9 protein-coding genes are annotated in these 12,441 nt (G+C 64.7%); 7 read left to right on the top strand and 2 right to left on the bottom strand.

Annotated features, from left to right (window positions below; genetic code table 11):
- Positions 1 to 212 precede the first annotated feature (212 nt).
- From ABIB06_RS11300 to ABIB06_RS11270, 7 genes are all read left to right on the top strand, one after another.
- Entirely contained in the window at positions 213 to 1,367 is a 1,155-nt protein-coding gene (locus tag ABIB06_RS11300; protein ID WP_354048183.1) for an iron-containing alcohol dehydrogenase, read from the top strand.
- A gap of 18 nt (positions 1,368 to 1,385) precedes the next feature.
- Positions 1,386 to 2,936 carry an AMP-binding protein gene (locus tag ABIB06_RS11295; protein ID WP_354048181.1) on the top strand — a complete coding sequence of 517 codons (1,551 nt, stop codon included), beginning with the start codon at positions 1,386 to 1,388 and terminating at the stop codon, positions 2,934 to 2,936.
- A 194-nt stretch (positions 2,937 to 3,130) separates the two neighbouring features.
- Positions 3,131 to 4,729, top strand: a complete 1,599-nt coding sequence (locus ABIB06_RS11290) for an ABC transporter substrate-binding protein (protein ID WP_354048179.1) — start codon at positions 3,131 to 3,133, stop codon at positions 4,727 to 4,729.
- Positions 4,730 to 4,764: 35 nt separating this feature from the next.
- Positions 4,765 to 5,712: an ABC transporter permease gene (locus ABIB06_RS11285; RefSeq protein ID WP_354048177.1), complete on the top strand. Its 948-nt coding sequence runs from the start codon at positions 4,765 to 4,767 to the stop codon at positions 5,710 to 5,712.
- A gap of 9 nt (positions 5,713 to 5,721) precedes the next feature.
- Positions 5,722 to 6,615: an ABC transporter permease gene (locus ABIB06_RS11280; RefSeq protein WP_354048175.1), complete on the top strand. Its 894-nt coding sequence runs from the start codon at positions 5,722 to 5,724 to the stop codon at positions 6,613 to 6,615.
- Positions 6,615 to 7,622, top strand: coding sequence for an ABC transporter ATP-binding protein (locus ABIB06_RS11275; RefSeq protein WP_247351779.1), 1,008 nt, complete (start codon positions 6,615 to 6,617; stop codon positions 7,620 to 7,622). Before ABIB06_RS11280 ends, ABIB06_RS11275 begins: the two co-directional genes overlap by 1 nt.
- Positions 7,619 to 8,605 carry an ABC transporter ATP-binding protein gene (locus ABIB06_RS11270; RefSeq protein WP_354048173.1) on the top strand — a complete coding sequence of 329 codons (987 nt, stop codon included), beginning with the start codon at positions 7,619 to 7,621 and terminating at the stop codon, positions 8,603 to 8,605. The genes ABIB06_RS11275 and ABIB06_RS11270 overlap by 4 nt, the downstream gene beginning before the upstream one ends.
- A gap of 147 nt (positions 8,606 to 8,752) precedes the next feature.
- On the opposite strand, the gene ABIB06_RS11265 is transcribed toward ABIB06_RS11270, so the two are convergent.
- Both ABIB06_RS11265 and ABIB06_RS11260 read right to left on the bottom strand, forming a co-directional pair.
- Entirely contained in the window at positions 8,753 to 10,729 is a 1,977-nt protein-coding gene (locus ABIB06_RS11265; RefSeq protein WP_354048171.1) for an acetyl-CoA carboxylase biotin carboxylase subunit, read from the bottom strand.
- Positions 10,726 to 12,342, bottom strand: coding sequence for an acyl-CoA carboxylase subunit beta (locus tag ABIB06_RS11260; RefSeq protein WP_354068722.1), 1,617 nt, complete (start codon positions 12,340 to 12,342; stop codon positions 10,726 to 10,728). The genes ABIB06_RS11265 and ABIB06_RS11260 overlap by 4 nt, the downstream gene beginning before the upstream one ends.
- Positions 12,343 to 12,441 lie beyond the last annotated feature (99 nt).

Raw genomic sequence — 12,441 nt, 5'->3', positions numbered from 1 at the left:
ACACGGATATAGCGGGCTTCGCATGCGATATTGGCGGGCGGGATGCGAATGGAGCTATTCGCCGGGCTCATCAATGGCAGGAGGCGGTACGTCGAAGGGGTCACCCTCCGCTGGAGGTGGGAGCGGGGCCAGCGTCTTCGCACATGACGGCCGGAGCCGGCTCCGCTAGATTACCCCCAGAAGACAAGACGAATTGTCCGGGGAGGACAGGCGTGCACCAGGGACGTGTCGTTTACGGCGCGATCGAGGAGGTTGTGTTCGGCCACCCCGCGGCCGACGCCGTGGTCGCGCAGATGGACCGGCTGGGGACGCGTCGCGCCTTCCTGATGGTGTCGGGCACGCTCAACCGGCAGACCGACGAAATCGCCAAGATCAAACAGGCCCTGGGCACACGCTGCGCGGGCGTCTTCGATGCCATGCCGGCGCACACCCCGCGCGAGGCGGTGATCGCCGCCACCATTGCGGCGCGTGAAGCGGGCACTGACCTGATCGTCACGGTGGGCGGCGGCTCGATCACCGACGGTGCCAAGGCGGTACAGCTTTGCCTCGCCAACGGCATCGACGATAGCGACGGCATCGAGCGTATCCGCGTGCACAAGGGCGTCGCGCCCGAGATGACCGCGCCGACCGTGCGCCAGATCAGCGTACCGACCACGATCGCAGGCGGCGAGTTCAGCTCCATCGCGGGCGTCACCAACCGCACCACGCATGTGAAGCAGATGCTACGGCATCCGCTCGCGGTGCCGCGCGCGACCATCCTCGATCCCGCCATCACCGTGCACACGCCGGAATGGCTGTTCCTTTCGACCGGCATCCGCGCCATCGATCATTGTGTCGAGGCGATCTGCTCGCGCGAGACGCACCCTTATGCCGACGCACAGTCGGTGAAAGGCCTCGCGATGCTCGCCGACGCGCTGCCGCGGGTGAAGGCTGACCCGTCCGACCTCGACGCGCGGATGGATGCGCAGATCGGTACCTGGCTGGCGATGGGCGCGCTCGCCGCCGGCGTGCCGATGGGGGCAAGCCACGGCATCGGCTACGTGCTGGGCGCGACCTTCGACGTGCCGCATGGCTACACCTCCTGCGTCATGCTGCCCGCGGTGATGCGCTGGAATGCGCGCGACAATGCCGAGCGCCAGATGATCGTCGCAGCCGCGATGGGCTTTCCCGGCCACAAGGCAGCCGATGTGCTCGATGCCTTCATCCGCTCGCTCGGCATGCCGCGCAGCCTCGCTGAGGTTCACGTCTCGCCGGAGCATTTCGACGCCATCGCGGAGGCTGCAATGCGCACGAACTGGATCCCGCGCAACCCGCGCAAGATCGACGGCCCTGCGCAGTTGCGCGAAATCCTGCTTCTTGCCGCATGATCTAAAGCCGGAGGACTGATGTACCCAGGTTACCATGCCCGCCTGCGCCCGCTCCAGCCCGCCTTCATCATGGCGGCGACCGGCGAGGCCGTCACCTATCGCGAGCTCGATGCGCGCAGCAACCGGCTGGCGCATTTGTTTCGCAAGCACGGCTTGAAGCGGCTCGACCACTACGCGATCTTCATGGAGAACAATTCCCGCTACCTCGAAGCCTGCGGCGCGGGCGAGCGATCCGGGCTGTACTACACCTGCATCAACTCGTTCCTGACACCGGGCGAGCTCGCTTATCTCCTCGTCAACAGCCAGTCGAAAATCCTGATCACCTCGATGGCGAAGCTCGATATCGCCCGCGAGGCGATCAACGCCTGCCCCGAGATCAAGCTGTGCATCGTCGCCGACGGCCCGGGCGAGAGTGAGCGCATCGTCGGCCTCGCGGAGGTGACCGCCGATCAGCCGACGGCGCCGCTCCACGATGAATGGCTCGGTACCGCCATGCTGTATTCATCGGGCACGACGGGGCGGCCGAAGGGTATTATTCGGCCACTGCCGGAGGAGCCGCCGAAGCACAATCTGCCGCTGTTCGATCTCCTGACAAAGCTCTGGCAATACCGCGAGGGCATGGTCTACCTCTCGCCGGCGCCGCTCTATCATTCGGCGCCGCAGGCCGCCGTGAACCTCACGATCCGCATGGGCGGGACCGTGATCATCATGGAGACGTTCGATCCCGAGCGCTACCTCCAGCTCGTCGAGCAATGGGGCATCACCCACACCCAGCTGGTGCCGACGATGTTCTCGCGCATGCTGAAGCTGCCGGAGGGGGTGCGAAAGCGCTACGACCTCTCCTCGCTCGAGATCGCGATCCACGCCGCCGCGCCCTGCCCGGCCTTGGTCAAGGACGACATCATCAAATGGTGGGGACCGATCATCCACGAATATTACGGCGCGACCGAAGGCCTCGGCTTCACCGCCTGCGACAGCGCGGAATGGCTCGCCCATCGCGGCACCGTCGGCAAGGTGCTGCTCGGCGACCTCCATATTCTCGACGAGAACATGAAGCCATGCCCCACCGGCACTCCGGGACAGGTCTGGTTCAAGACGGCCACGCCATTCGAGTATTTCAACGACCCCGAGAAGACGAAAGAGGCGCGCTCGGCCGATGGCAGTATGAGCACGGTGGGTGACGTCGGCTATGTCGACAAGGACAGATTCCTTTATCTAACGGACCGCGCCACCTTCATGATCATCTCCGGCGGGGTGAACATCTATCCGCAGGAATGCGAGAATCTGCTGATCACCCATCCGAAGGTCGCGGACGCCGCGGTGTTCGGCGTGCCCAATCCCGATCTCGGCGAGGAGGTCAAGGCGGTGGTGCAGCCGATGCCCGGCGTCGTGCCGGACCCGGCACTCGCCGAAGAGCTGATCGCCTTCTGCGGGGCGTCGCTGTCGCGGCAAAAGGTGCCGCGCTCGGTCGATTTCGAGAAGGAATTGCCGCGGCTGCCGACAGGGAAGCTGTACAAGCGCCTGCTAAGGGACCGGTATTGGGGGAACAAGGCGTCGAGGATCGTGTGAGCCCCGATGTCGTCCCGGCGTTCGCCAACGATGCCGGAGGAACTTCTCTCACATCGCGAGAGGAAATCGCCTGCGGCCTTCCGTCATCCGAATTGTCGAGAGCGTGGGCGGCCTTGCCGGTTGCCTCCCTCCGCCAGCGTCGCTATCGTCCATTCAAACAGGCCGCGAAAGGCCGAGGTCCAGGGAGGACGAGGATGCGGAGCGTACGAGCGCTCGCCGCAACGGCGGCGCTATCTTTGCTGGCGTTTTCGACGATTACATTGGCCGGCGAGCCCAAGCAGGGCGGGATTTTGCGGATGTACCACCGCGACAGTCCCGGCAATGCCTCGATCCACGAAGGCGCGACCTACTCGCTCAATGTTCCCTTCATGCCGGTGTTCAACAACCTCGTCATCTACAAGCAGGACGTGGCGCAGAACAGCATGGACACCATCGTGCCCGAACTCGCCGAGAGCTGGGCCTGGGTCAACGACAACAAAACATTGACGTTCAAGCTGCGCGCGGGCGTGAAGTGGCACGACGGCAAGCCGTTCACCTCGGCGGACGTCAAATGCACCTTCGACATGCTGATGGGCAAGTCACAGCAGAAGTTCCGGCAGAATCCGCGCAAGAGCTGGTATGAACAGGTCAACGACGTCTCCACCAACGGCGATCTCGAAGTCTCCTTCAACCTGAAGCGGCCGCAGCCTTCGCTGCTGGCCCTGCTCGCCTCGGGCTACACGCCGGTCTATCCCTGCCACGTCTCGCCCGGCGACATGCGCACCCATCCGATCGGCACGGGGCCGTTCAAGTTCGTCGAGTTCAAGGCCAATGAATCGATCAAGCTGACCCGCAATCCGGACTATTGGCGCAAGGGCCGGCCCTATCTCGACGGCATCGAGTTCACCATCATCCCGAATCGCTCGACCGCCATCCTCGCCTTCGTCGCGGGCAAGTTCGACATGACCTTCCCGACCGAGGTCAGCATTCCGCTGTTGAAGGACGTCAAATCGCAGGCGCCGAACGCGGTCTGCGTGGTCGAGCCCAACAACGTTGCGACCAACATCATCGTCAATTCGTCCGCGCCGCCGTTCGACAACATCGACATCCGTCGCGCCATGGCGCTGTCGCTGGACCGCAAGGCGTTCATCTCGATCATGTTCGAGGGCCAGGGCGACGTCGGGGGCACCATGGAGCCCGCGCCGGCCGGCCTCTGGGCCATGCCGAAGGAGATGCTCGAGAGCATTCCGGGCTACGGCCCCGACATCACCGCCAACCGCGAAGAAGCCAAGAAGCTGATGCAGAAGGCCGGCTACGGCCCCGACAAGCACCTCGCCGTCAAGGTCTCGACCCGCAACATCCCGGTCTACCGCGATCCCGCGGTGATCCTGATCGACCAGCTCAAGAGCATCTATATCGACGGCGAGCTCGACGTGGTCGAGACCGCAAACTGGTTCCCGAAGATCGCGCGCAAGGATTACATGCTCGGGCTCAATTTGACCGGCAATGCCGTCGACGATCCCGACCAGTCGTTCTACGAGAACTATTCCTGCGGCTCAGAGCGCAACTACACCAATTACTGCAACAAGGAGATCGAGAAGCTGTTCGACGTGCAGTCGCAGGAGACCGACCTCAACAAGCGCAAGAAGCTGGTGTGGGATATCGACAAGAAGTTGCAGGAGGACGTCGCCCGCCCGATCATCTTCCATGCACGGACCGGCAGCTGCTGGCAGCCTTATGTCAAGGGCGTGACGGTGATGTCGAACAGCTCGTATAATGGATACCGGTACGAGGATGTCTGGATGGACAAGTAGCGCTAGCAGCGGACGGGTTCGACGGGAGGCGATGCATGTTTGCCTATCTGGTGCGGCGCCTGTTCCTGATGCTCGTGACCCTGTTCGGGATCTCGGTCGTCATCTTCTTCCTGCTGCGCATCGTCCCCGGCAACATCGTCGACATCCTGTTTGCCGCGGCCGGCTATGTCGATCCCGCCGACAAGGCCAGTCTGGAGAAGGAGCTCGGCATCGATCAGCCGCTGGTGGTGCAATATTGGCACTGGATCAGCGGTTTTCTGCGCGGCGACTTTGGTTACTCCTATGTTTCCGAGAAGCCGGCGCTTCAGGAGATCCTGCCACGGATCCCGATCACCGCACGGCTCGCCGGGCTGGCGTTGTTGTTCTCGGCGTCGATCGGCATTCCCTTGGGCGTCATCAGCGCGGTGAAGCAGGGAACGAGGCTCGATTACGCGTTGCGTGTGGTGAGCCTCAGCGGATTGTCGCTGCCTTCGTTCTGGCTCGGCCTCTTGATCCTCACCGCGTCGGTGGCGATGTTCGGCCAGATGCCGATCTTCAACCCGAATCCGGCGACATGGCTGGAAGCCTTCGCAACCTATGCCGTGCCCGCCGCCGCCGTCGGCTTCCGCAGCGCGGGACTGACCATGCGCATCACCCGCTCCTCGATGCTGGAGGTGCTGCGGCAGGATTATATTCGCACCGCGCGCGCCAAGGGCGCATCGGATGCCGCCGTGAACTATCAGCATGCGCTGAAGAACGCGATTCTGCCCGTCATCACCGTGATCGGAATCGAGGCGGCGTTCCTGATCGGCGGCCTCATTGTCACCGAGACCGTGTTCAACATCCCCGGCGTCGCCCGCTTCCTGGTCGAGGCGATCCGCTGGCGCGATTATCCGATCGTGCAGAACCTCGTGATGCTGATTGCGATTGTGGTGGTGAGCGCGAATTTCATTGTCGACATGCTCTACGCTGTGTTCGACCCGCGCATCCGATTCACGGATTAGGAGATCAGTTTGGCCGCGATCGACTATGATGTTGAACTGAGGCGCGCCGGCGCCTACGCGCCCGGCGGCTGGCGGCGCGTGCTGTTCCTGGCGCAGCGGCACGTGCTGGGCGCGGCTGGGCTCGTCATCATGACCCTGTTCGTGTTCACCGCGGTCTTCGCCGACTTCATCGCGCGTTATGATCCCCTGACGATCGACGCCGCTCGGGCGCTGGGCCGCCCAAGCCTGTCGCACTGGATGGGGACGGATTCCTTCGGCCGCGACGTCTTCAGCCGCATCATCCATGGCGCGCGGATCTCGCTGGCGGTCGGGATCGGCTCGACTGCGCTCGGCGGCACCATCGGCGTGATCGTCGGATTGACCTCAGGCTATCTCTCCGGCTGGGTCGATCTCGTGTTCCAGCGCGTCTCCGACGTTCTCCAGGCGTTACCGCTGCTGGTCCTGGCCCTGATCATGACCGCCGCGCTGGGTCCCTCCTTGCCGAACGTCATCATTGCGATCGCCATTCCACTGATCCCGACCGTGTCGCGCGTCATCCGTGCCAACACGCTGGCGCTGCGCGAGCTGCCGTTCATCGAGGCCGCCAAGTCGATCGGCATGAGCGAGGTGCGGATCGCGCTGCGCCATGTGCTGCCGAACACGCTGGCGCCGCTGATCGTGCTCGCGACCGCCCAGCTCGGCTCGACCATCCTCACTGAAGCCTCGCTCTCCTTCCTCGGCCTCGGCATTCCCGAGCCTTATCCGTCATGGGGCCGCATGCTCTCTGAATCCGCCGCCGAATATGTCCGCACCGCGCCATGGCTGGTGATCTTCCCGGGCATCGCGATCAGCCTCGCGGTGTTCGGCGCCAATCTGTTCGGTGACGCCTTGCGCGACATCCTCGATCCCCGGCAGCGCGGCTGATGGCGGACAAATCCGATCTCGTGCTCGATGTGAAGAACCTGAAGACGGTGTTCTTCACCAACTCCGGTCTCTTCAAGGCCGTCGATGACGTTTCCTTCACGGTGAGGCGCGGCGAGACGCTCGCGATCGTCGGCGAATCCGGCTGCGGCAAGAGCGTCACGGCACTATCGCTGATGCGGCTGGTGCCGGATCCGCCCGGCCGCATCGTCGGCGGCTCCGTCACGCTCGAAGGCACTGATCTTCTGGCGCTGGACGAAGCTGAGATGCGCGCGATCCGCGGAAATCGCATCTCCATGATCTTCCAGGAGCCGATGACCTCGCTCAATCCGGTGATGCGGATCGGCGACCAGATCGTCGAGGCGGTGCGGCTGCACCGGAACATGTCGAGCAAAGAGGCCCGCGACATCGCGATCGAGATGCTGCGCCTGGTGCGCATCCCCGAGCCGGCTCGGCGCGCGCGGGAATATCCGCATCAACTCTCAGGCGGCATGCGCCAGCGCGCCATGATCGCGATGGCGCTGGCGTGCCGGCCGGCGCTGCTGATCGCGGACGAGCCCACCACCGCGCTCGACGTCACCATCCAGGCGCAGATTCTGGCGCTGATCCTGGACCTTCAGAAGGAGCTCGGCACCGGGCTCGTGCTGATCACGCATGATCTCGGCGTCGTCGCGCAGACCGCGCAGCGCGTCATCGTGATGTATGCGGGTCGGAAGGTCGAGGAAGCCAGCGTCGAGGCGCTGTTCGCCGCACCAAAGCATCCCTACACGCGCGGATTGATGGCGTCGATCCCGGCAGTGCCGGCGCCGGGCGTCGCCGCGCAGGCACGGCTGAACGAAATTCCCGGCACAGTTCCGTCGCTGGTGCGACTGCCAAAGGGTTGCGCCTTCGCGCCGCGCTGCACGCTCGCGATCAAGCGCTGCGAGGCCGAATATCCGCCGCTCATCGATTGGGGCGGCGGTCATCTCGCGGCCTGCTGGCGCGCGGCCGAAGTGGCGGAGGTGGCATGACCGAGGCGCTGCTCGAAATCACTGACCTCAAGAAACACTATCCGGTGCGCGCCGGCGTGTTGCGCCGACAAATCGGCACAGTGCATGCGGTCGACGGCGTCTCATTTTCGGTTGGCACCGGTGAGACGCTCGGCCTTGTCGGCGAATCCGGCTGCGGCAAGTCGACGGTGGCACGCAGTGTGCTGCGGCTGGTCGAGCCGACCTCCGGCCAGATCCGCCTCGACGGCGAGGACATCACTCGCCTCTCCAAGGCTGCGCTGCGGCCGCACCGTCGTTCGATGCAGATCGTGTTCCAGGATCCGTTCGCGTCGCTCAATCCGCGCATGACCGCAGGCGACATCGTCGGCGAGCCGCTGCTCGTGCACGGACTCGCGACCGGCAAGGCACTGGAGGCGCGTACCGCAAAGCTGTTCGAGCAGGTTGGCTTGCGGCCCGACCAGATGCGCAATTTTCCGCACCAATTCTCCGGCGGCCAGCGCCAGCGCATCTGCATCGCGCGGGCGCTCGCGCTGGAGCCGCGGCTGATCGTCTGCGACGAGCCGGTCTCCGCGCTCGACGTCTCGATCCAGGCGCAGGTGATCAACCTGTTGATCGATCTGCAACGCGAGCACGGCTTCTCCTATCTCTTCATCGCGCATGACCTCGCCGTGGTCGCCCATATCAGTCACCGCGTCGCCGTGATGTATCTCGGCCGCATCGTCGAGATTGCCGACAAGGACGAGCTGTTCAGGAACCCGCGCCATCCCTATACGCAGGCCTTGCTCGCCTCCGTGCCGATCGCCAACCCACTCGCCAAAAAGCTCGCGCCGCTGGTCGACGGCGATGTGCCAAGCCCGGTCAATCCGCCGTCCGGATGCGCCTTTCACACCCGCTGCCGGTTTGCGATGGAGCGGTGCAAGACGGAGCGGCCGGCGCTGGTGGGTGCGGGCGACGGGCACAAGGTGGCGTGTTTGCTCAATGAGGGGACGGGGCGGGGCTCTTGATTAGGCGCACGCCTTGCCGGGACGAAGTGCGAGACGGCACTATCTCCCCATCGCCATTGCGAGCGCAGCGAAGCAATCCAGAATCTTTCCCCGGATGCAGTCTGGATTGCTTCGTCGCTTCGCTCCTCGCAATGACGAGCTGCCGCTCTACCCAGCCCCGATCTCAGCCACGATTTTCCCCGTCGTGACCTGCTCGCCCTCGGCGACGTCGATCGCCGCGACCATCCCGTCGATGCCGGCCTTGTGGACGTGCTCCATCTTCATCGCTTCCAGTGTCATCACCGGCTGACCGGCGGTGACGCGCTCACCCGGCTTGACCAGCACGGCAACGACACGGCCGTTCATGGCGGCACGGACTTTTCCGTCGCCACCATTTGTTGCAGCGGCCTTCGGCGCGGCTAAGGTGAGATCGGTCGCCGCGAGCGGGATGCCGCGGTACTGGAGGTAGAGCCGGTCGCCGTCGCGCAGGAATTTTGCGCTGTCCATCACGCCGTCATGGCGAAAGCGGATCACGTCGAGGTCGAGCTGATCGACCTCGAACTTGTCCTGCCGGCCGTCGATGGCAACGGTGTAGCTGCCATCGCGCTCCCGGGTGACTTCGAGCTCATGCGTCTGGCCGGCGATATCGATCTTTGCCGGTAGCGGAAACGTTGCCGCGAGGCTTCGCCCACTGCGCCACGACGGTGCCTGCGGGCTCGTGACGTAGAGCAGAAGGCCCGCAAGCGCGGCGCCGAATGTGCTACTCGCAACCGGCCCCAGCAATTCGTCGCGATGCGCACCAATGAACGCCGTCGTCGCTTCGCCCTTGGCAAAGCCGGGATGGCGCAGGCATGACATCAGGAACGCCTGATTGGTGGTCACACCGAATCCGATCAGTTGCTCCAGACCGACGATCAGCCGCCCCCTTGCCTCCTCGCGTGTCGCCCCATGGCTGATCACCTTGGCGATCATGGAATCGTAGAACGGCGGAATCTCAGAGCCCGATTGCAGCGCATGCTCGACGCGAATGCCATCCGGCACCTGCCAGCGCGCCATGCGCCCGGACTGCGGCATGAAATCATGCGCGGCGTCCTCCGAGCACAGCCGCACCTCGATCGCGTGGCCTGTGAAGCGAATGTCCTGCTGCTTCACCGGCAATTGCTCGCCGCGCGCGACGCGCAGCTGCAGTTCGACGAGATCGAGCCCGGTGATCGCCTCGGTCACGGGATGCTCGACCTGGAGGCGCGTGTTCATTTCCATGAAGTAGAACGCGCCACTCGTATCGAGCAGGAACTCCAGCGTCCCGGCGCCCTCGTAACGCAACGCCTTCACCGCGGCGACCGCGACCTCGCCCATCTTTCCGCGCAAATCGGGCGTGACCGCGGGCGACGGCGCCTCCTCGATCAGCTTCTGGTGCCGCCGCTGTACCGAGCAATCGCGCTCGCCGAGATGAATGACATTGCCGTGGCTGTCGCCGAACACCTGGATCTCGATATGACGGGGATTGTGGATGGCGCGTTCGAGGATGACGGAGGGATCGCCGAACGCCGCCTTCGCCTCGGACCGTGCACTGCGCAGGGCATCGCCGAAGGATGCAGCGTCGGTGACGAGCCGCATGCCTCGGCCGCCACCGCCGGCGACCGCCTTGATCATCACGGGGAAGCCGATCTTTTTGGCTTCCGCCAGCATGACCTCGTCGCCTTGGTCGGCGCCCTGATAGCCGGGCACGCAGGGCACGCCGGCCTTGTTCATGATCTCTTTGGCGCCGGCCTTGTTGCCCATCGACTCGATCGCCTGCGGCGAGGGGCCGATGAAGACCAGGCCGGCATCCTTGCAGGCCTCCGCAAACTCCTGGTTCTCGGCGAGGAAGCCATAGCCGGGATGCACTGCATCCGCGCCGCTGGCTCTTGCGGCCGCAATGATCGCGGGGATGTTGAGATAGGAATGCGCCGGCAGCGCTTCGCCGATGTGCACGGCCTGGTCGGCCTGCCGCACATGGAGCGCGTCGCGATCCGCATCCGAATAGACCGCAACGACGCCGAGGCCGAGCTTCCGTGCGCTCCGCATCACCCGCAGCGCGATCTCGCCGCGATTGGCGACCAGAACCCGAGAGAACGGCCGGTGCTGCACTGATCCGTTCCTCATGGGCGGGCCACCGAGAATTGCATGCGCTGGGGCGTGCGCGCATCGCCCTCGCGGCAGATCGCGAGCACCTCAGACAGGACCGCGCGGGTGTCGCGCGGATCGATCACGCCGTCGTCGAGCACGCGCGCGCTGGTCGAGAACACGTCCATCTGGCCGTCGAACACGCCTATGATCTGCGCCTTCATGGCATCGAGCTTTTCTTTCTCGACCGGCTTGCCGCGGCGAGCTGCGGCGGCTTCGGTGACGATCGCCATGGTCTCGGCGGCCTGCTCGCCGCCCATCACGGCAGTCTTGGCGTTGGGCCAGGAGAAGCAGAAGCGCGGATGGAAGCCGCGCCCGCACATGCCGTAATTGCCGGCGCCGAACGAGGCGCCGCAATAGATGGTGATCTGCGGCACCGTCGCCGACGTCACCGCCTGGATCATCTTGGAGCCGTGCTTGATCATGCCGGCTTCTTCGTAGAATTTGCCGACCATGTAGCCGGTGGTGTTGTTCAGATACAGCAATGGCGTGCGGGTCTGGCAGCAAGCCTGGATGAAATGCGTCGCCTTGTTGGCGCCGGCGGGATCGAGTGGACCGTTGTTGGTGACGATGCCGATCGCCTGGCCCTCGATGCGGGCATGGCCGCAGACGGTGGCCGGGCCGTAGTTCGGCGCCATCTCGGTGAAATCGGAATCGTCGACGATGCGCGCGATCACTTGCTTCATGTCCACGGAGCGCTTGTGGTCCATCGGCATGATGCCGAGCAGCTCTTCCTGGTGGTAGCGTGGCGGCTTGAACTGTGCTGCCGCCTTGCCCGGCCGCTCCCACTCCAGCGCAGCCATGATCTCCCGCGCAATGCGCAATGCGTCGCGGTCATCCTCGGCAAGATAGTCGCCGAGACCGGAAATCTGCGTGTGCATCTCGGCGCCGCCAAGTTCCTCCTCGGTCGCGATCTCGCCAGTTGCAGCCTTCAGCAGCGGCGGACCCGCGAGGAAGGCGCGAGTGCGGCCACGGACCATGACGATGTAATCGGACAGGCCGGTCTGATAGGCGCCTCCGGCGGTCGACGAGCCATGCGTCACGGTGACGACGGGCAGCCCGGCAGCCGAGAGCCGCGCGAGATTGCGGAAGATGTTGCCGCCACGGACAAAGTCTTCGACGCGGTAGCGCAGGAGATTGGCACCGGCGCTTTCGACCAGCTGGACATAAGGCAGCTTGTTCTCCAGCGCGAGCTCCTGCACGCGTATCGTCTTGTCCAGGCCGTAGGGTTGGAGCGCGCCGGCATCGATGCCGGCATCGTTGGCGCTGACCATGCAGCGGATGCCCGAGACGAATCCGATGCCGGCGATGACGCCGCCGCCGGGCACGCTCTTGCTTGGATCCGGCACGTCGAACATGTAGCCGGCCAGCGTGGACAGCTCGATGAAGGGCGCGCCGGGATCGAGCACCAATGCGACGCGCTCGCGCGGCAGCAGCTGGCCGCGCTTGTGGAAGCGATCTTTTGCCGCGGCTGACGCAGCGCGCGTTCGCTCTTCCAGCGCGCGCATGCGGTCGATCAGGCCGAGCATGCCGTCGCGGTTGGCGTGATAGGCGGCGCTGCCGGGGGCAATGGTGCTTTCGAGAATGGACATAACTCTATCCTGCTCGTCATTGCGAGGAGCGGAGCGACGAAGCAATCCAGACGGCTTCCGTGGAGAGAATCTGGATTGCTTCGCTGCGCTCGCAATGAC

Origin of the sequence: Bradyrhizobium sp. LB8.2 (assembly GCF_040548035.1) — a bacterium.
GTDB lineage: Bacteria > Pseudomonadota > Alphaproteobacteria > Rhizobiales > Xanthobacteraceae > Bradyrhizobium.
Note: the sequence above shows the minus strand (reverse complement) of the source record. Positions and strands in the feature narration are given on the sequence as shown.

Excerpts from the sequence above, each read along its gene's own strand:
- ABIB06_RS11265 (WP_354048171.1), bottom strand. The coding sequence starts at position 10,729 with ATGAGGAACGGATCAGTGCAGCACCGGCCGTTCTCTCGGGTTCTGGTC.
- ABIB06_RS11270 (WP_354048173.1), top strand. The coding sequence starts at position 7,619 with ATGACCGAGGCGCTGCTCGAAATCACTGACCTCAAGAAACACTATCCG.
- ABIB06_RS11295 (WP_354048181.1), top strand. The coding sequence starts at position 1,386 with ATGTACCCAGGTTACCATGCCCGCCTGCGCCCGCTCCAGCCCGCCTTC.
- ABIB06_RS11285 (WP_354048177.1), top strand. The coding sequence starts at position 4,765 with ATGTTTGCCTATCTGGTGCGGCGCCTGTTCCTGATGCTCGTGACCCTG.
- ABIB06_RS11290 (WP_354048179.1), top strand. The coding sequence starts at position 3,131 with ATGCGGAGCGTACGAGCGCTCGCCGCAACGGCGGCGCTATCTTTGCTG.
- ABIB06_RS11275 (WP_247351779.1), top strand. The coding sequence starts at position 6,615 with ATGGCGGACAAATCCGATCTCGTGCTCGATGTGAAGAACCTGAAGACG.
- ABIB06_RS11260 (WP_354068722.1), bottom strand. The coding sequence starts at position 12,342 with ATGTCCATTCTCGAAAGCACCATTGCCCCCGGCAGCGCCGCCTATCAC.